The organism is Paracoccus denitrificans, from assembly GCF_900100045.1.
In the GTDB taxonomy this organism is placed as follows: domain Bacteria; phylum Pseudomonadota; class Alphaproteobacteria; order Rhodobacterales; family Rhodobacteraceae; genus Paracoccus; species Paracoccus denitrificans.
Genome location: NZ_FNEA01000004.1, coordinates 1 through 18,248 on the forward strand (window position 1 = coordinate 1; position 18,248 = coordinate 18,248).

General features: G+C 63.7%; 19 protein-coding genes, 1 tRNA gene and 1 pseudogene. 16 read left to right on the plus strand and 5 right to left on the minus strand.

From position 1 onward, the window contains the following. Both BLT64_RS03690 and BLT64_RS03700 read right to left on the minus strand, forming a co-directional pair. Positions 1–1,705 (minus strand): recombinase family protein (locus BLT64_RS03690; protein WP_074810365.1); only part of this gene is annotated, 1,705 nt, incomplete at its 3' end. Between the two features lie 442 nt (positions 1,706–2,147). Beyond that, a pseudogene (locus BLT64_RS03700) lies at positions 2,148–2,495 on the minus strand (IS110 family transposase); the annotation flags it as partial. 433 nt (positions 2,496–2,928) lie between these two features. Here BLT64_RS03700 and BLT64_RS03705 point away from each other — a divergent pair. From BLT64_RS03705 to BLT64_RS03715, 3 genes are all read left to right on the plus strand, one after another. Next, complete coding sequence (locus BLT64_RS03705; RefSeq protein WP_011748259.1) at positions 2,929–3,510, plus strand: Cap15 family cyclic dinucleotide receptor domain-containing protein; 582 nt, start codon at positions 2,929–2,931, stop codon at positions 3,508–3,510. Further along, positions 3,500–4,624, plus strand: a complete 1,125-nt coding sequence (locus BLT64_RS03710; RefSeq protein WP_011748258.1) for a nucleotidyltransferase-like protein — start codon at positions 3,500–3,502, stop codon at positions 4,622–4,624. The genes BLT64_RS03705 and BLT64_RS03710 overlap by 11 nt, the downstream gene beginning before the upstream one ends. A gap of 103 nt (positions 4,625–4,727) precedes the next feature. Further along, positions 4,728–5,246 carry a Cap15 family cyclic dinucleotide receptor domain-containing protein gene (locus tag BLT64_RS03715; protein WP_011748257.1) on the plus strand — a complete coding sequence of 173 codons (519 nt, stop codon included), beginning with the start codon at positions 4,728–4,730 and terminating at the stop codon, positions 5,244–5,246. Positions 5,247–5,388: 142 nt separating this feature from the next. On the opposite strand, the gene BLT64_RS03720 is transcribed toward BLT64_RS03715, so the two are convergent. Next, a complete protein-coding gene (locus tag BLT64_RS03720) occupies positions 5,389–5,616 on the minus strand; it encodes a hypothetical protein (RefSeq protein WP_175474400.1) in 228 nt (75 codons plus the stop codon). Positions 5,617–5,777: 161 nt separating this feature from the next. Here BLT64_RS03720 and BLT64_RS03725 point away from each other — a divergent pair, with 161 nt between their 5' ends. From BLT64_RS03725 to BLT64_RS03740, 4 genes are all read left to right on the plus strand, one after another. Next, on the plus strand, positions 5,778–5,990 hold the full coding sequence (locus BLT64_RS03725) for a hypothetical protein (RefSeq protein WP_036758785.1): 213 nt from the start codon (positions 5,778–5,780) through the stop codon (positions 5,988–5,990). A 183-nt stretch (positions 5,991–6,173) separates the two neighbouring features. Continuing rightward, positions 6,174–6,995 (plus strand): type IV toxin-antitoxin system AbiEi family antitoxin, encoded by an 822-nt coding sequence (locus BLT64_RS03730; protein ID WP_011748254.1) that lies wholly within the window; start codon positions 6,174–6,176, stop codon positions 6,993–6,995. Further along, positions 6,985–7,902 (plus strand): nucleotidyl transferase AbiEii/AbiGii toxin family protein, encoded by a 918-nt coding sequence (locus tag BLT64_RS03735; RefSeq protein ID WP_011748253.1) that lies wholly within the window; start codon positions 6,985–6,987, stop codon positions 7,900–7,902. The genes BLT64_RS03730 and BLT64_RS03735 overlap by 11 nt, the downstream gene beginning before the upstream one ends. Before the next feature lie 461 nt (positions 7,903–8,363). Continuing rightward, the gene (locus BLT64_RS03740) at positions 8,364–8,663 is read left to right on the plus strand and encodes a HigA family addiction module antitoxin (protein WP_011748252.1); all 300 of its coding nucleotides are present in this window, start codon (positions 8,364–8,366) and stop codon (positions 8,661–8,663) included. Between the two features lie 529 nt (positions 8,664–9,192). On the opposite strand, the gene BLT64_RS03750 is transcribed toward BLT64_RS03740, so the two are convergent. Continuing rightward, a tRNA-Thr gene (locus tag BLT64_RS03750) sits at positions 9,193–9,267 on the minus strand. A 145-nt stretch (positions 9,268–9,412) separates the two neighbouring features. On the opposite strand from BLT64_RS03750, the gene BLT64_RS03755 reads away from it, so the two are divergent. The 7 genes from BLT64_RS03755 to BLT64_RS03785 all read left to right on the plus strand — a co-directional run bounded on the left by BLT64_RS03755 (position 9,413) and on the right by BLT64_RS03785 (position 14,434). Then, positions 9,413–9,604 carry a hypothetical protein gene (locus BLT64_RS03755; RefSeq protein ID WP_041529909.1) on the plus strand — a complete coding sequence of 64 codons (192 nt, stop codon included), beginning with the start codon at positions 9,413–9,415 and terminating at the stop codon, positions 9,602–9,604. Next, the gene (murA, locus tag BLT64_RS03760) at positions 9,605–10,885 is read left to right on the plus strand and encodes a UDP-N-acetylglucosamine 1-carboxyvinyltransferase (protein ID WP_011748250.1); all 1,281 of its coding nucleotides are present in this window, start codon (positions 9,605–9,607) and stop codon (positions 10,883–10,885) included. Then, the gene (locus BLT64_RS03765; protein ID WP_011748249.1) at positions 10,878–11,357 is read left to right on the plus strand and encodes a DUF2948 family protein; all 480 of its coding nucleotides are present in this window, start codon (positions 10,878–10,880) and stop codon (positions 11,355–11,357) included. Before murA ends, BLT64_RS03765 begins: the two co-directional genes overlap by 8 nt. Before the next feature lie 210 nt (positions 11,358–11,567). Further along, entirely contained in the window at positions 11,568–12,878 is a 1,311-nt protein-coding gene (hisD, locus tag BLT64_RS03770; protein WP_011748248.1) for a histidinol dehydrogenase, read from the plus strand. Further along, on the plus strand, positions 12,875–13,363 hold the full coding sequence (locus BLT64_RS03775; RefSeq protein WP_011748247.1) for a UPF0262 family protein: 489 nt from the start codon (positions 12,875–12,877) through the stop codon (positions 13,361–13,363). Before hisD ends, BLT64_RS03775 begins: the two co-directional genes overlap by 4 nt. A 3-nt stretch (positions 13,364–13,366) precedes the next feature. Then, the gene (locus tag BLT64_RS03780; protein WP_011748246.1) at positions 13,367–13,825 is read left to right on the plus strand and encodes an arsenate-mycothiol transferase ArsC; all 459 of its coding nucleotides are present in this window, start codon (positions 13,367–13,369) and stop codon (positions 13,823–13,825) included. A gap of 78 nt (positions 13,826–13,903) precedes the next feature. After that, positions 13,904–14,434 (plus strand): PAS domain-containing protein, encoded by a 531-nt coding sequence (locus tag BLT64_RS03785; protein WP_011748245.1) that lies wholly within the window; start codon positions 13,904–13,906, stop codon positions 14,432–14,434. 38 nt (positions 14,435–14,472) lie between these two features. Here BLT64_RS03785 and edd read toward each other — a convergent pair whose 3' ends face one another. Next, positions 14,473–16,275 carry a phosphogluconate dehydratase gene (gene edd, locus BLT64_RS03790; RefSeq protein WP_011748244.1) on the minus strand — a complete coding sequence of 601 codons (1,803 nt, stop codon included), beginning with the start codon at positions 16,273–16,275 and terminating at the stop codon, positions 14,473–14,475. A gap of 115 nt (positions 16,276–16,390) precedes the next feature. Here edd and BLT64_RS03795 point away from each other — a divergent pair, with 115 nt between their 5' ends. Next, positions 16,391–17,587 carry an RSP_2647 family RNA methyltransferase gene (locus tag BLT64_RS03795; RefSeq protein WP_011748243.1) on the plus strand — a complete coding sequence of 399 codons (1,197 nt, stop codon included), beginning with the start codon at positions 16,391–16,393 and terminating at the stop codon, positions 17,585–17,587. Continuing rightward, positions 17,584–18,177 carry an RSP_2648 family PIN domain-containing protein gene (locus BLT64_RS03800; protein ID WP_011748242.1) on the plus strand — a complete coding sequence of 198 codons (594 nt, stop codon included), beginning with the start codon at positions 17,584–17,586 and terminating at the stop codon, positions 18,175–18,177. The genes BLT64_RS03795 and BLT64_RS03800 overlap by 4 nt, the downstream gene beginning before the upstream one ends. Positions 18,178–18,248: the final 71 nt, after the last annotated feature.

An 18,248-nucleotide genomic window follows, 5' to 3' on the forward strand; every position in this document is an offset into this window, starting at 1 on the left:
CCCCCGCAACCAACGATAATTGCGAAACCTCCGTAGCATTAAGCGCGGAGGTTTTTGCTTTTGTACGCCCCGGCTTCCGCGATACCGCCATCTGACCCAGAAGATTGTCCAGCGCCTCGGCCTCCGACAGGAAATCCGGATCCTTCTTTCCCGCCGCGAAGCGCAGGATGGCGCCGAGGTCGCCGCGCAGCACGATGGCCAACTCGCCCTCCTCCGGCAACAGCGTCACCTGATCGACCAGCGAGCGCAGGATCTCCGCCGCTTGCGCGCGGCTGTCCTCGTGCTGCAGGTTCTCGGAAAGCTCGGTGATGCGTTGGGCATAGAGCGCCGCCATGTTCGGGTGCAGCAGGGGCGGCGGCTCGTCGGCATTGGCCAGCTTCTCCGTCGCCTCGGCCTTGCGGGCCTCCAACTTGGTCATCTTCTCCTTCATCGAGGGGTGATACATGCCGTCGGTGATCGCCTCGATGATCTGGGAAATCTGCCTGCCGATCTTGTCCAGTTCCCGGCGTGCGACCTCCAGATCGGCGCCACGCTCCATCCGCAGCCGGTTCACCTCCCGGGTGAACTCGGCACAGAACTCACGGAACAGCTCCGGCTCCATCAGGTGTTTTTTGAGCCCGTTGAGGACCGAGGCCTCGAGCGCGTCGCGGCGGATGTTGACGCGATTGTCGCAGGTGCCCTTGTTGCGCGCCGTCGAGCAGCCCAGGAGATCCTTCGAGATCATCGAATAGCCACCGCCGCAGCAGCCGCATTTGACCAGGCCGGCGAAGAGGTGCTTCGGGCGCCGTCGGTCGTTCAGCGGATTGCCCTCCAGCCGGCTGCGGGTCGAGAAGGCCAGTTCGCCCTGCCGGGCCTTCACCGCGTCCCAGAGCGCCTGGTCGACGATGCGCAGGTCTGGCACGTCCTGGACCACCCATTCGCTTTCCGGGTTCAGCCGCGACACCCGCCTGCCGGTGTCGGGATCCTTGACGTAGCGCAGCCGGTTCCAGACCAGCCGGCCGACATAAAGCTCGTTGTGCAGGATGCCGGTGCCGCGCTCGCGGTTGCCGTGGATGGTCGACGGCCCCCATTCCCGGCCCATCGGTCCGGGCACGCCCTCGCGGTTCAGCGCCATGGCGATGGTGCGCGACGAGAGCCCGCTGTCGTAATCGGCGAAGATGCGGCGGATGACGGCGGCCTGCACCGCGTTGATCATCCGGTCGCCGCGGATCGGCTCGCCGCTGGCGTCGAACTTCTTGACCACGTTGTAGCCGTAGGAATTGCCGCCGCCGGACTTGCCGTCCTCGACCCGGCCGCGCAACCCGCGGCGGGTCTTGTCGGCCAGGTCCTTGATGAACAGCGCGTTCATCGTGCCCTTCAGCCCGACATGCAACTCGCTGATCTCGCCCTCCGACAGCGTGAACATCTTCACATCGGCATAGCGCATGCGCTTGTAGATGCCGGCGATGTCCTCCTGGTCGCGGCTGACCCGGTCCAGTGCTTCGGCCAGCACCATGTCGAAGCGGCCGCGCGCGGAATCCATGATCAGCGCCTGGAGGCCGGGACGCTGGATCATGCTGGAGCCCGAAATCGCATGGTCGGAATATTCCTCGACCACCTGCCAGCCTTCCTTCTCCGCCCGCAGCCGGCACATGCGGAACTGGTCGGCAATGGACGCATCGCGCTGCTGATCGGAGGAATAGCGGGCGTAGATGGCGACTCTCATGTGCAGGCCTCCTGTTCAGTCGGGGCGGTGTTTGAGATTCTCGCGCTCCTCGGCTTCGACGAACTCCCGTGCCGCGTGTCGGGCCAGCAGGCGGACCAGGTCCGCAAGGCGCCGGTCCGGGGAGGGCAGGGGCGCGGCAGAATCCCGGGCCGGTTCTGCGACCACCCGGAGCCGTTCCGCAACTGTCTGCCTCCGCCGTGCCATCGCCCCGTTCCGCTTCCCGCGCGGCAGGATCCGCGCCAACACGAGCGTGGCGCAGGGAAGGGCGAAATCACAGGCGGGTTCGGGCGCATCGCATCAAGCCTCGGCGCAGCACAGCGTAAACCGGCGCTGCCGCGCCTGCTGCAGGGAGCACTGCGCGGCGGCATCCACGTAGGGTGGCGTAAAAATACTGGAAAAGCGCGGGATATCTCGCGACAAGGGGCGAGATCGGCGGGGTTCCGCCTTTCACGCGGACCTCGCGGTCGAAGCCGATCTCGGCTAACTGGGCCAAGCCGTCGGCGTCATTAGTGTCGATCTCGTTCGGGGCCATGTCCAGCACGGTCTTTGCATGCCTAACGTCGACGCAGATCGTCGGAATGCCTTCGGTGCTCAGGGCATGACAGAACCAGACCGACAATGGGCTGGTCTCAAACACAACCCGCTTTGCATTTGGTGCGAGCCGCCGCAGAATTGCAGCGATTGCTCCCGGATCCGAGGGGTATTTGCTGCGCCAGACCCGTCGGCCGTTCCGTCGCACGGAAATCGCCGTTTCCTTCAGAGATACGTTCAGACCGATATAGTCGCACATAGTTTGTTCCCCGTTCCGATGAATGGGTCCGGCGTCCATCGTGAGCCCGTACCTGTGTCCCATCGAGAAAAACCACCTGCCCAAAATCCGCTGGCATAAACGGACCTTCTACGCAGAGTCGAAGCGACCATACGGCCCCATCGAAAGTCGACATTTATTTTATATCAAGACCAAGCTCCTCTCCACACGGCCGTGGGTCGGCTCAGATTCCCAAGCCTCATCGTGAAAATGTCCGAACGGCAGGCGGTAGATAGTGTCCGATACATTCAGAACAAATAATGAATACGCCCCGTTGTTCCGTTGAAAATTTTACCGAACACTGCTAGATGTTGAGGCTCAAAGGGCTCTACCCGCAAGATGGGTCCATTATGAGAGGTGCGTCTTGTCCGAGCACGAGTATTCAGTCGTTGGTCACAGCCGATCAAGGGTCGGCATGTACATAGCCTTCTTCGCCGGAACAATTGCCGGTGGTTTGGCAGTCGGCGTGGGCCTTCTCATGACTGTCGCCCGCGATGCCGGATACCTGAGCCTGCCAGAAATCGTTCTCTGGCCTGTCACGGGTGCTGCCGTTTTCGGGGCCATGTTTTTCGTGTTCGACAGGTTCGGATGGCGTTGGAGGGGGGTCCGCTCCGCTGTTGGCATCCCGGATATTTCTGGAACGTGGTTGCTTGAGGGAGTGTCTTATGACCAGGGCTCCCAGCCGAAATGGCGGTGGTCCGGGCAGATTGAAATCACCCAGAAATATGAGAAGATTTTCGTCTGCCTGCGCACAGCTCAGAGCGGATCGTACAGTATCTCGGCAGCTCTCATCCCAGAAGGACGCCGTTACAGACTCATCTACAGCTACAGGAACCAGCCGAAGCCGGGAGAGCCAGACCTTCAGGCCCATATCGGCCATTGCGAACTTCTGTTTGAACCCGATCTTCAGTCGGCCGAGGGCAGCTATTTCAACGGCGGCGGCCGCTTCACGCACGGGACTATGAATTTGAAGAGGAGAGCCCCCGATGCCGCGTAATTTTGACGAAAGACTGGCGCGTCTGCGCACTCGTCGGATGGACGATCAGAATACGGTTCTGGCTTCGCGGGGCTTCGGGGAATCCTATGAAAAACGCTCTGCCAACAAGGCGACGAAATATGTTCTCGGTGCCATGCAGGAGGTCGATCCACGGTCTACACAGATTTCGCATGAGGAAGCCCAGAAGGTTGAGAGGAACCTTAAGGAAGGACTGGAAGCTGAAGGGCTTTTTCCGAACTTTCGATTACAGGGATCGGTTCCGCTCAATGTCCACATTCGCGGTGTTAGCGATGTTGATCTGCTCGTCATTGAGGGTTGCTACCTGCGCTACGAAAGCTGCGAAGGGAGCCGCAAGAGCTACCTTCCCTATACTGGTCGGGGCCAATTGGTGGACGATGTTCTGTTCCTCCGATCGAAATCCGAAGAGATTTTAGAGCGACGCTTCTGGGGAGCCACCGTCGATAAATCCCCCGCCAAATCCATTCAACTTTCCGACGGAGCATTCCGGCGAAAGGTGGATGTTGTGCCTTCCAACTGGCTGGATACTGTGAATTACCAGAGAACGCTGGTAGATGCGCACAGGGGCATACAGATCGTCAACAAATATACTCGCGAGCATATCAGCAACTATCCATTCGTCTACATTGCTGAGATTACCTCTAAAGCTCGCCAAACTAATGAGGGAGCCCGCATGGGCATCCGTCTCGCGAAGAACGTTAAGAACGATGCAGAGGCCGAGATTGCGCTTAGCAGCTACGATATCGGTAGTCTAATCTACCATTGCCCCAATCATTACGTCACACATCTGGTTGCACGAGATTTGATGATACTGTCGGGCGTCGAGCGCTGGTTCGATGAATTATCACGCGACCGCGTAAGAGCCACCTCCCTCATGACCCCGGACGGAACAAGGCGAATCTTGGACGGAACCGCGAAGTGGGAGGGTCTGTTGAAGCTGTCCAGTGAATTGACCGATCTGGCCCAAGCCGTCGAGCGGGAACTCGCTAGTCCCTACGATTACGCGCCTCCGGATCGTGACACACTGCGTAAGCGTCTCAATGATAATGCCATCCCGCTGGCACCTGAGTTAATTGTTGGTGGAGTAAGGTTCTAAAGGGTGTATGATCTGCCGCTGGATAAAAATTCAGGGGCAGGTCACGTAACTGAACCCGCCTCGGCGCGGATGACATGTCTTAGGGGCTTTCGACGTCGGCCAGATGGATGCTGGCGAGACCTTTGAAGCCGGTCGACTGGTTGTGCGTTGGGCATCGTCCCTTTCTCTTGCTGCAGTAGTGCTTCTCTACGCGGGATGGCGCTGGCTGCCTATGCTGCAATCGATGATTTTTCCATACCTGGGCGGGTGTTGGCAAGGCGAGGTCCGCTACGTTGATAAGAACCAGAATCCTTGTGCCAAGCCCGTCACGATGGAAGCCAAGCACACCTTATTCGGTATCAAGTTCCTGCTTGACTCAGACGAGTCGACGTCCGCAACACTTGCGGTTCATGCCGAAAAGGACCCAGATTTCGACAGGTACCGCTTGTTCTATGTCTACCTGAACCGCCGCAAAGAGGGTGTGGTCGGTGGTGGAGAGGCCTATAGAGGCCTCGCGGTCGTCCGATGGGCTGACGCACCACAGCCGTCGCTGGAAGGCGATTATTTTACCGATACGCACCGGGATGGTACGCTTCATCTTCGCAGAGTTGAGAAGACACCCTTCTGGAAATTGTGGCGCTGAGGTGAGCGGCGCCGAGGAAAGAAAGGGATCTCGTCGGATAAAGCGGTCATCCCTACACGGTTCGATTAGCGCTTAACGCCCACCCAGCCCCCACGCTGCCGCTGGTCGGCTGAGGTCTGGGAAGTTCAATGAACGCCCAGCATCAAGCATCTTCGTCGAGAAGCTCAAGTCCGCAAGCCGCACAATCAGCGGAAGGCCAAGGCCGATCGACCGTCCGAACGCCCTCTTCAAATTCGCCAAAAGCGGAGCGCCAGCCTTCGGTCAGCTGCCCGCCAAGTGACTCGATGCGGCGCGGCGACGCGACGAATACGCGACTGAAAGATTGTGCCGGTGGATCGAGAAGACAGTCCAGCGCGACTTCCGTGATCATTGCGTTCACGTAGGCGCCGCGATGGGCATACCCGGCCGAACATCTGCGCAATCTGGGAGTTGGCCGGAGCCACGTTTTTGCGCAGCGCCCGGAGTGGTCGTTGGCTTCGCGGCGCTTATATGCTCTCAAGCGAACTGTCGCGGCATGGGATACGAAACGGCATGCAGTGGATACTTCAGCAGTTCGAGGACACGCAGAAGCTGGCCGATGCACTTGATCGGCTTGGCATCTCTTACTCGTGGCACAAGGTCGTTCCATTCATCGGCACGCTCGAGCCCGAGCCGGAGGTGCGCGATCCGCAAGCCGTTGTGATGTTCGGCTCTTACATGCGGTCAGCGGAGTGGCAAGATTATCTGTGGCATATGTCGATCTGATCGACGTGGCGGGAAGACCTGTCGATCTTTTCGACTCGCACCGTTATGTTCTGGTCTGCAGGGGTGTCGTACGCCGGAGCATTCCTTGAGAAACCCTTGGTTGGAGGGTCTAGAACACTGTAGTTAGATGTTTCTTAAAGAGACCCGTGGCGTCTGCTTTGAAAATATGCCATCATAAGCGTCATGGTGGCCGAACGAGCGCAAAACCTGAAGAAGGTCCTTGATGCAGTGCCCTCCGGGTATCTGGTCGATGCGGCATGGCTCACCGCGCATGGCATCGCCTACGAGACCTTTCGTGACTACGTCAAGCGCGGCTGGCTCGAGCGTCTGACCCGAGGCGTTTTCCGTCGCCCGTTTCTGGGCACTTCTGCTTCGGATACGATCGACTGGAAGATCTGCCTGCTCTCAGTCCAGCACATCATGGGTCACGATGTCCATGTCGGTGGCATGACGGCGCTCGCCCAGCAGGGTTACGGCCACTACCTGCGGCTGGGCGGTAACGCCCCGGTATGGATCTATGGTGAAGTCATACCGAACTGGCTTTCGAAGCTGCCGCTGAACGCGCCGATCGAGACGCACAGCAGGTCCCTCTTTGACGATCCGAAGCTGGGCCTTCCCGATGATACCACGGATGCCGGGCAAACCCTTCCTTGGGACTGGCAGCTCAGGATGTCGTCTCCCGAACGGGCAATCCTCGAAGCTATCGATGAGCTGCCCGACCATGAAAGCTTCCACAACCTCGACATGGTATTCGAGAGCCTGACGACGCTGCGGCCGAAAATGCTGTCGGCGCTGCTGTACAGTTGCAGGAAGATTAAGGTGAGGCGGCTGTTCTTCGTCTTCGCTGATCGCCACGATCACCCCTGGCGCAAGCGCCTCGATCCCGAGAAATTCGACCTCGGCAGCGGCGACCGGGCTCTAGTCGAGGGCGGCAGGATACACCCGCGGTACCGGATCGTGGTGCCGGAGGAATTCGCAAAGACCGAGGCTGACGATGGCGCGTGAGGACTATGAAGCTCAGGTCGCGTTGCTCGTGCGCGTGCTCCCGCATGTCGCGAAGGAAAGGGCATTCGCGCTCAAGGGCGGCACGGCGATCAACCTGTTCTACCGCGATCTGCCCCGCCTGTCGGTCGATATCGATCTGACCTACCTGCCGATCAAGGATCGCCGTGAAAGCCTCGCTGAGATCAACGAGGCAATGGATCGCATCGCCGCCGCCGTCGAAGGCAGCATAGCCGGCGTGAAGACGCAACGCATCCAAGGCGGGGGAGGCGGCGCCACCCGTGTTCTCGTTCGACTGGGTGGTGCCGAGATCAAGATCGAGACCTCGCCGGTCATGCGTGGCGCCGTCCACGATCCCGAGATGCGCCCGGTGTCAGATGCGGTTGAGGACGAATTCGGCTATGCAGAGATGCAGGTGGTTTCCTTCGAGGATCTGTTCGGAGGCAAGTTGCATGCCGCAGTGGACCGCCAGCATCCGCGTGACCTCTATGACATCAAGCTGCTGTACGAGAATGAAGGTCTGACAGAGGATCTGTTCCGGACCTTCCTGATCTATATCGCCTGCTCATCGCGTCCCGCGCATGAACTTCTGAACCCGAACTTTATCGACCTCGACCAGCCTTATACGAAGGAGTTTGAAGGCATGACGAAGGTCCATGTCAGTCTTGACGACCTGCTCGAAACCCGCAAACGGCTGGTCGCGGACATCCGGTCTCGTCTTGATGAAAAGGCCAGGACGTTTCTCCTGAGCCTGCATGATGGCACGCCCGACTTCGATGCCATCGAACGGCCGCGGGCGGCTGACCTGCCTGCAGTTCGTTGGAAGCTGATCAATCTGGAGAAGCTGAAGAGCGACAACCCGGCCAAGCATGCGGAGCACCGATCTGTGCTGGAAGCGCTGTTCCGCTAGTCGCAGTTGCGGCTGTCGTTCCGCTCAGAGACTGTCTGGCCGCAGCTCTCCTGTCCTGCCTCTGGCAATAATGCGAAGTGTGAGCGCCTCGAAAACGGGGTTTCCTAAGCCACGGCAATGAGTTACACTAAGCGGCGAGTTTCGGGATTTGGCGCTCGACCAATCGCAAGTATCGTTGGTTGCAGGCCCCCGCAACCACTTCTGTCATAAAACACTCGAAATCCAAGTGTGAGACCTGCTAAATGGCGGGTTTTTGTGTCTTCTGGGCCAGCAAGAGAAGTTCGCCGGACGACGGCGCGAGGACTCGCAAGCCTTTGGCAAATGTGGTGATAGCAAGCACACACATCTGTAAAGCGTCGCTTGACGCTACTCATGTGCTCTTGTAGCAGTGGGTGGAATTCTGCTCATGCAGGCTACGCTTGGATCGGGCAGAGGTGAACCCGTCTGTCTGAGGCAACGCTATGACCGGCATAAGAGTGAAAGCTCCCGCCCATCCCGGCGGATTTGTGAGGGCCGAGGTGATCGAGCCTCTGGGCCTTTCGGTCACGGCTGCTGCTGATGTGCTCGGCGTCACCCGAGCCGCCTTGTCTGCTCTTCTCAATGAGCGAGCTGACTTGTCGCCCGAAATGGCGATTCGCATCGAGAAGGTGTTCGGGGTTTCAATGGAAACCCTTATGCAGATGCAGAACAGCTTTGACATCGCCGAGGCGCGCGCACGAGCCGGGGACATCAAGATCGCCCCATACAGGGGCAAAGAATGAGACTCTTACGGAATAGCGGCAACGAACGTGTGATAGAGGACATTGGCGTCCAGCAGAGCGGTGTAGCGGCTCATGGACGGTGGTAGCCCATGCCCTGTTCCTGCGCTTCGCTGACGAGCTGGTCGAGCACGGCCTCGCGTTCGCGGTCGATGGCGGTCTTATAAGCCATCACGTCTTCCATGCGAATGCGCCGATGCTTACCACGCGGGCTGACGCTGCCTTTGCAGGGCCGATCCAATCCCGGGAGCCCGCTGGGACAAGCTGGCATCCCCAGCGCCGTGCTCGGCTTGACGGCTTTCTTGCGAAAACGGCCTGGGCGCATTGCGCGGCCTTGGTTGCCGGCGCGGTCGTATCGTCTGATCGCCGCACGCTCGACCGTTTCCGCAATCTCCTGTGCGAGTCATGGAACCGACGGGCCTTGCGAGCTTTTCGATGTACGGCCCCGCATGGGCGTGTCCTGGCCTTCGCAAGGGCCATGCGCATGCACGGATCAACTGCAAAGAGCCGTCTCGATATCTCGGGATTTTCATGGTGCTGTGAGAGAGGATTGAACTCTCGACCTCTCCCTTACCAAGGGAGTGCTCTACCACTGAGCTACCACAGCATCGTGGGCGGGGCTTTAGACCGACTGGGCGAAGGGTGCAAGGGGGGAGTTGGAAAAAATCCAACTTCGCCGTTCGTTGCCGATCGCCGCGGCGGCGACGGTGCCGCCGCTGGACGCAAGCCGGCAAGGGCGCTAACAGAAAGACATGACAAGAACACCCCGCGATCCCAAGGGCGATGCACGCGAAGCGCGGCTCAAGGCCGCGCTGCGGGCCAATCTTGCGCGGCGCAAGGCACAGGGGCGTGCGCGGACGGGGGCATCGGACGAGACGACGCAGAACGAGCAGCACGGGCCAGAGATGCCGCCGAACGGACAGGCGCCCGGGAACGAGGAATAGATGGACCAGATCATTGTAAGGGGGAACGGGCCGCTCAAGGGCGAGATCCCGATCACCGGCGCCAAGAATGCCTGCCTGGCGCTGATGCCGGCGACGCTGCTGACCGACCAGCCGCTGACGCTGACCAATGCGCCGCGGCTGTCGGATATCCGCACCATGACCGCGCTGCTGCAATCGCTGGGGGCGGAGGTCGCCAGCCTCCAGGACGGGCAGGTGCTCGCGCTGTCGAGCCATGACCTGACCAGCCACCGGGCCGATTACGACATCGTGCGCAAGATGCGCGCCTCGATCCTGGTGCTGGGGCCGATGCTGGCGCGCGACGGCCATGCCGTGGTCTCGCTGCCCGGCGGCTGCGCCATCGGCGCCCGGCCGGTGGACCTGCACCTGCGCGCGCTCGAGGCGATGGGGGCCGATCTCGACCTGCGCGAGGGCTATGTCCATGCCAAGGCGCCTTCGGGTGGGCTCAGGGGCGCGGTGATCGACTTCCCGCTGGTTTCGGTCGGCGCGACCGAGAACGCGCTGATGGCGGCGACGCTGGCGCGGGGCACGACCGTCATCAACAATGCCGCGCGCGAGCCAGAGATCGTGGACCTGGCCGAATGCCTGCGCCGCATGGGCGCGCAGATCGAGGGCGAGGGAACATCGACCATCACCGTCGAGGGCGTCCAGGCGCTTGGCGGCGCGACGCATCCGGTGGTGACCGACCGGATCGAACTGGGCACATACATGCTGGCCCCCGCGATCTGCGGAGGCGAGGTCGAATGCCTTGGCGGCCGGATCGACCTGGTCGCGGCCTTCTGCGAAAAGCTCGACGAGGCCGGCATCGAGGTGGTCGAGACCGGGCGGGGGCTGAAGGTTTCGCGCAAGAACGGCCGCGTGCGTGCGGTCGACGTGGTGACCGAACCCTTCCCGGGCTTCCCCACCGATCTCCAGGCGCAGATGATGGCGCTGCTTTGCACCGCCGAGGGCACCTCGGTGCTGGAGGAGAAGATCTTCGAGAACCGCTTCATGCATGCCCCGGAACTCGCGCGCATGGGCGCCCGGATCGAGGTGCATGGCGGCCATGCTACCGTCCACGGCGTCGAAAAGCTGCGCGGTGCCCCGGTGATGGCGACCGACCTGCGCGCCTCGGTCAGCCTGATCCTTGCCGGGCTTGCTGCCGAGGGCGAAACCATCGTCAGCCGCGTCTATCACCTGGATCGCGGCTATGAAAAGGTGGTGCGCAAGCTGCGCGGCGTCGGCGCCGATATCGAACGCATCAAGGAGGTCGCCGATGGCTGACGCCCGCTTTACCGACGCCGATCCCGCGCCGCTGGCGCTTCTGGCCAGCGATGCCGAGGATCTGACCGTGATCTCGGCCCTGGCGCAGGACGCGATCCTGCCGGTGACCGAGATCGCCTATGACAGCCGCCACCGGCAGCTCGCGCTGCTTTTGAACCGCTTCCGCTGGGAGGATGCCGAACTGGCCCGCCGCGACGGCCGCCCCTATGAGCGGGTGCGCTCGGTATTGCTGGTCTCCGACGTGCGCCGCGTGCTGAGCGACGGGATCGACCGCAAGGACAAGGACCTGATCCTGGAACTGCTGACCCTGACATGGCAGGCGGGCGAGGACGGCACCGGCCTGCTGCTTCTGGAATTCGCCGGCGACGGCACGCTGGCGGTCGAGGCGGAGTGCCTGAATGTTGAGTTGCGCGACGTGACCCGGCCCTATGTCGCGCCCTCGCGCCACGCGCCGCAGCATCCCGACAGTTGATCCCGCCGTGCCTTCCGGTCGGGGACGGCGCCCGTTGCCAGGCCGCATGAGTATTTGGAGAACGAAGAAGAGAGCTTGGCTTCTCTGTTCCCCAAATACTCGAATCCCGCCATGCAACCGGCGCTGAACGTGCAGGTTCAGCAGTGCCATAGCCGCTTGAGCCCCTTGCCCGCAGCCGCTAACAAGGTCGGGTCATTGAAGGCCCGACCCATGCCCATCCATCTTTCGACCGCCCAGCCCGATTTTGCCGAACGCTTCGCCGCGCTTCTTTCGATGAAGCGCGAGGATGCGGCCGATGTGAACGATGCCGTCGCGTCGATCATCGCCGATGTGCGCGGCCGGGGCGATGCTGCGCTGGTCGAGTTGACCGGGCGTTTCGACCGTCTGGCGCTGACGGCGGAAACGCTGGCCTTCTCGAAGGACGAGATCGCCGCGCAAACGGCGAAGGTCTCGGCCGAGGATCGTGCCGCGCTGGCCATGGCGGCAAGCCGGATCCGGGCCTATCACGCCCGGCAGATGCCCGACGATCTCAGCTGGACCGATCCCGAAGGCGCAACGCTGGGCTGGCGCTGGACGCCGGTCTCGGCCGCCGGTCTTTATGTGCCGGGCGGGCAGGCGAGTTATCCCTCCTCGGTCCTGATGAATGCCATTCCCGCGCGCGTGGCGGGGGTCGAGCGGCTGGTGATCTGCGTGCCGACGCCCGACGGCGTGGTGAATCCGCTGGTGCTGCTGGCGGCGGAGCTTGCCGGCGTGGACGAGGTCTATCGCATCGGCGGCGCGCAGGCGATCGCCGCCATGGCCTACGGCACCCGGACCATCCGCCCGGTGGACAAGATCACCGGGCCGGGGAATGCCTATGTGGCTGCGGCCAAAAGGCAAGTTTTCGGGCGCGTCGGCATCGACATGATCGCCGGCCCATCCGAGGTGCTGATCATCGCCCAAGGCGAGCAGAACCCGGAATGGCTGGCGCTGGATCTGCTGGCGCAGGCCGAGCATGACGCCGATGCCCAGTCGATCCTGATCACGCCGGACGAAACCCTGGCCCGCGCCGTGGTCGCCGAGGTCGAGCGGATCCTGCCTGCGCTGCCGCGCGCCGAGGTGGCCGGGGCGAGCTGGCGCGACTATGGCACGGTGATCGTGACGCGCGACCTCGACGAGGCGGCGGCGCTTTCCGACCGGCTGGCGCCCGAGCACCTGGAGCTTTGCGTGGACGATCCCGAGGCACTGGCGGAAAAGACCCGCCATGCCGGGGCGATCTTCCTGGGCGGCTGGACGCCCGAGGCGGTGGGAGATTATGTCAGCGGCCCGAACCATGTCCTGCCGACGGCGCGTTCGGCACGGTTCTCCTCCGGCCTGTCGGTGATGGATTTCCTCAAGCGCAGCACCATCGCCAGGCTTTCGCCCGAGGCGCTGGCGGCGATCGGCCCGGCGGCGGTGCGGCTGGCCGAGTCCGAGGGGCTGTCGGCGCATGGCCGTTCGGTCTCGGCGCGGCTGGCGGTTTTGAACGGGGGGCAGGGATGAGCCAATCCGCGAACCGGCTGTGCCGGATCGACATCGACGACAGTGCGTTGCCGCCGCCATCGCCCGAGATCGAGCAGGACCGGCGCGTCGCGGTCTTCGATTTGCTGGAAGACAACAGCTTCACCTTGCCTGGCCGCGAGGGGCAGGACGTTCCCCCCGGCCCCTATGCGTTGGCTCTGGCGGTGCGCGAGAAGCGGCTGGTTTTCGACATCGCCACCGAATCGGGCAGCAAGGTGGCCGAGTTCCACCTGTCGCTGGGCCCGTTCCGGCAGACGGTCAAGGACTACTTCCAGATCTGCACCAGCTATTTCGATGCGGTCAAGCGCCTGCCGCCGGCACAGATCGAAGCCATCGACATGGCCCGGCGCGGCATTCACAACGAGGGCGCCCGTACCTTGCAAGAGCGGCTGGAGGGCAAGGCCGAGGTCGATATCGACACCGCCCGGCGCCTGTTCACCCTGATCTGCGCCTTGGTTCCGGGGTGATTCGTGGCCGGACCGATTCCCCATTCGGTGCTGTTCTGCTGCGACCATAACGCCATCCGTTCCCCCATGGCCGAGGGGATGATGAAGAAATTCTACGGCCGTGCCGCCTATGTGCAATCGGCCGGGGTCAAGAACGACATGGAGATCGACGGCTTCGCCATCGCCGTCTGCAAGGAGATCGGGATCGAGCTTTCGACCCATCGCTCGCGTTCCTTCGAGGAGATGAAGGCTTGGGGCGACGACCTGACCAGCTTTGACCTGGTGATCGCCCTGTCGCCGGCCAGCCAAAGGCAAGCCCTTGAACTGACGCGAGTTTCTCATCTGGATGTGGAATACTGGCCGATCATGGACCCCAGCGGCCTGGCAGAGGGGCGCGAGGCGAAACTGGCGCTTTACCGGACTGTGCGAGACCAGATCCGCAAGCGGATGATCGAACGCTTCGGCCCCCCGATCGAGGTTTGAGGAAAAAGCTCTCGCGCTAACGGAATCTTAGCCTATTGGGGCAATCCTGCCGGAAATCCTTTGCGGGAGTTTTCCGGAATGACTGAAATCGAGCGGCTTCACCACGACCTCGAATGGGCCATGCGGGCGATGGGCACGCATCGCGCGGTGCTCATCCTCGATCTTGCGGGCCATATCGTCGCGGTAAACCAGAGTTATCTCGGCATGTGCGGCTATCGGCGCGAGGAATTGATCGGCCGGCCGGTGGCGATCCTGCTGGACCCCTCGGAGAAGGGTCCGAACCGGCTTTGGCGCATGCTCGAGACGCCGGGCGGGTGCGACCTGCGCTTGCCTGGGCTGGCGCAGGTCGCCAAGTCTGGGCGACGCTTCCGGGCCGATGCCCGCCTTTGCCCGATTCGCGACGATGACGGCCATATCTGCCTGAACGTGCTGTTCTTGCGGGAACTGGCCGAGGGTGCGGGGCCGATGCGGCTGGACCTGCCGGGAATGGCCGATATGGCGCAGATGATCTGCCTGCCGGCGCGTGCGCCGGGCGGATCATGGCCGCAACGATACGGCCAGTCCCGGGACGGTATCGCCATCCGCCCCGTGGCGTGTTGCGAGCATTGATGGATGCCGCCCGCCTGCTGGGCGAAGGGCGGCGGTTGTCAGACGACGACCGCCGCGCCCTCGGTCGCCGGCCCGACATGGCGACGGAAGGCGGCGAACAACTCGCGCCCCAATCCCTCGGCCGAATGCGAGGGGTCATGTTCGGCCGGCTGGCGATCCTCGAAGCCGGCGGCGAGGCAGGACAGCGTGCCGCCTACCGCATCCAGCCGGACCAGGTCGCCGTCGCGCAGCCGCGCCAGCGGTCCGCCATCTGCCGCCTCGGGCGAGATATGGATCGCGGCGGGAACCTTGCCCGAGGCGCCGGACATGCGGCCGTCCGTGACCAGCGCCACCCGCAGGCCGCGATCTTGCAGCACGGCCAGCGTGGGGGTCAGCGAATGCAGTTCGGGCATGCCATTGGCACGCGGTCCCTGGAAGCGGACGACGACGATCACGTCCTCGGTGAACTCGCCGCGCTTGAAGGCGGCCTTCACCTCTTCCTGGTCGGAAAACACCCGGACGGGGGCCTCGATGACATGGCGCTCGGGCGCCACGGCCGAGACCTTGATGACCCCCCGGCCCAGATTGCCGGAAAGCTGCTTCAGCCCGCCTGTCGGGGCGAAAGGATCGGCGGCCGGGCGCAGGATCTTGTCGTTCAGCGTTTCGCGCGCGCCTTCGACCCATTCGATCCGGCCGTCCTTCAGCCGGGGTTCGTGGGCATATTGGTCCAGGCCGCCGCCGGCGATGGTGCGCACGTCCTGATGCAGCAGCCCGGCATCCAGCAATTGGCCGATCATGTAGCCAAGGCCGCCGGCGGCATGGAAATGGTTCACGTCGGCCAGCCCGTTGGGATAGACCCGGGCCATCAGCGGCACCGTCTCGGACAGGTCGTGGAAATCCTCGAGGTCCAGGATCACCCCCGCCGCCCGCGCCATGGCAGGCAGGTGCAGCACCAGGTTGGTCGAGCCGCCGGTCGCCATCAGTCCGACGATGCCGTTGACGAAGGCGCGTTCGTCCAGCACCTCGCCTGCCGGCAGGTAGTCGTTGCCCAGCCGGGTAATCGCGGCCGCGCGCTGGACCGCGGCGCTGGTCAGCGCATCGCGCAAGGGCGTGTTCGGATTGACGAAGCTGGAGCCGGGCAGGTGCAGGCCCATGAACTCCATCAGCATCTGGTTGGTGTTCGCCGTGCCGTAGAAGGTGCAGGTGCCGGGCGCGTGATAGCTGGCCATCTCGGCCGCCATCAGCGCCTCGCGGCCGACCTCGCCGATGGCGAATTGCTGCCGGACCTTGGATTTCTCGTCGTTCGGCAGGCCCGAGGGCATGGGACCGGCCGGGACGAAGACCGCCGGGATATGGCCGAAGGTGCCGGCGGCGATGATCAGCCCCGGCACGATCTTGTCGCAAACGCCCAGATACAGCGCCGCGTCGAATGTGTCATGCGTCAGCGCCACGCCCGAGGCCAGCGCGATCACATCGCGCGAGAACAGCGACAGCTCCATCCCCGGCCGGCCCTGCGTGACGCCGTCGCACATCGCCGGCACGCCGCCCGCGACCTGCGCCGTAGCGCCTGCGGCATGGGCCGCCTGCCGGATCAGGTCGGGATAGCGCTCATAGGGCTGATGGGCCGAGAGCATGTCGTTATAGGCGGTGACGATGCCGATGTTCGGCTTGCGCGTGGTGGCGAGATCCTGCTTGTCCGGCATGGCGGCATAGGCATGGGCCTGGTTGCCGCAGGACAGATGGGCGCGGCGCGGCCCTTCCTCGGCGGCGCGGGCGATCTTGGCCAGATAGGCGCTGCGGCTTTTTGCAGAACGCTCGCGGATGCGGTCGGTCACCCGGTCGATGGTGGCGTGCAAGGTCATGGCTGGCGTCTCCTTTGCTGCCAATCTATCCTGTTAGCGGTAACATTGCAACCGGCCCGCTCTTGCCCGCGGGCGCCTGCCGTGGCAGTCCTGCCCCGTTTTGCACGAGGCCGCCATGAACGCCGATCTGCCCATCATCCGATTGCGCCCGAAATCCAAGCCGCAGGCGATCCGCCACGGCTTTCCCTGGGTCTTTGCCGACGAACTGGTCACCGACCGGCGCACGCGGGCGATCCCGCCCGGCAGCTTTGCGCTGCTCGAGGATGCCGAACGCCGGCCGCTGGGTCTGGTCACGGTAAACCCCGATTCGCGGATCATCGCCCGGATGATGGACCCCGACCCGCAGGCGCAGATCACCCGCGACTGGATCGCCGCGCGACTGCAACGGGCACTGGCGCTGCGGGCGCGGCTGTTCGATGCACCGTTCTACCGGCTTATCCATGCCGAGGCCGACGGGCTGCCCGGCACCATCATCGACCGTTTCGGCGATGCCGCGGTGATCCAGCCCAACGCCGCCTGGGCCGAGCGCATGGTCGAGGACATCGCCGCGGCGCTGCGCGAGGTCGCGGGTGTCTCGACCGTCATCCTGAACGGGCAGGGCCGGGCGCGAGCGCTGGAGGGTCTGGACGAGCGGACCGATATCCTGTCCGGTGCGGTCGACGGTCCCGTCGAGGTGCCGATGAACGGTGCGATCTACCTGGCCGATCTGACGCAGGGGCAAAAGACCGGGCTGTTCTACGACCAGCGTCCGAATCATGCCTTTGCGCAGCGGCTGGCGCAGGGCCAGCGCGTGCTGGACGTGTTCTCGCATGTCGGGGGCTTCGGCCTTGCCGCCTTGGCGGCCGGCGCCACCCATGCCACCTGCGTCGACGGCTCGGCCGCCGCGCTGGAACTGGCGCGGGGCGGCGCGCGCGCCATGGGCGCCGAGGCGCGGCTGACCACCCGCCAGGGCGATGCCTTCGAGCAGATGGAGGCATTGGCTGCCGAGGGCGCGCAGTTCGACCTGGTGATCTGCGATCCGCCGGCCTTCGCGCCCTCGAAACCTGCGCTGGAGGCGGGCTTGCGCGCCTATGAGCGGGTGGCGAAGCTGGCCGCGCCGCTGGTCGCGCCGGGCGGCTATCTGGGCCTGTGTTCCTGCAGCCATGCCGCCGACCTGATCGCATTCCGCAATGCCAGCGCCCGCGGCATCGGCCGGGGCGGGCGGCGGATGCAACTGCTGCATACCGGGCAGGCTGGCCCTGACCATCCCACGCTGCCGCAACTGGCCGAGACCGGCTATCTCAAGGCGCTGTTCTTCCGGCTGGACGGATGAAGGCGGTTCTGGACGCCTGCGTGCTGTTTCCGACCGTGCTGCGGGAAATCCTGATCGACACGGCGGCGGCGGGGCTGTTCCAGCCGGTCTGGTCGCGTCGCATCCTGGACGAATGGCGTCATGCCGCAACCCGACAGGGTGCCGCGGCCGGGGTCGAGATCGCGCTGCTGGAGTCGCGCTTTCCGCAGGCGCTGGCCGCGCCGGGGCAGGGGGCAAGCGGCCTCGACCTGCCCGATCCGGCCGACCGGCATGTGGTCGAATGCGCACTGGCGGCGGGTGCCGAGGCCATCGTCACCGCGAATCTGCGCGACTTTCCGCGCGGCACGCTGGCCTCGGTCGGGCTCAGGGCGATCCATCCCGACGAATTCCTGCGCGACCTTTATCTGCGGGCGCCCGAAACCGTACTGGCCGCGATCGAGGCCACCGAGGCGCGCGCCCGGGCCGCCGGCGGCGCCATGACCCGCAAGGAGCTGATGCGGCGCGCCCGCCTGCCGCGCCTGGCCAAGGCCGTCGCGCGGCTGGAGGCCCCCGAAACCGCGACATTTCCGTCGCCTGAAACCGCTATCATCCCCCCGCGGGAACAAGACTGAGATGAGGATGGGTGTGAAGGACTTGATGTTACCGCTAACATCGGCTAATCGGCAGATCAGCGATGAGGAGG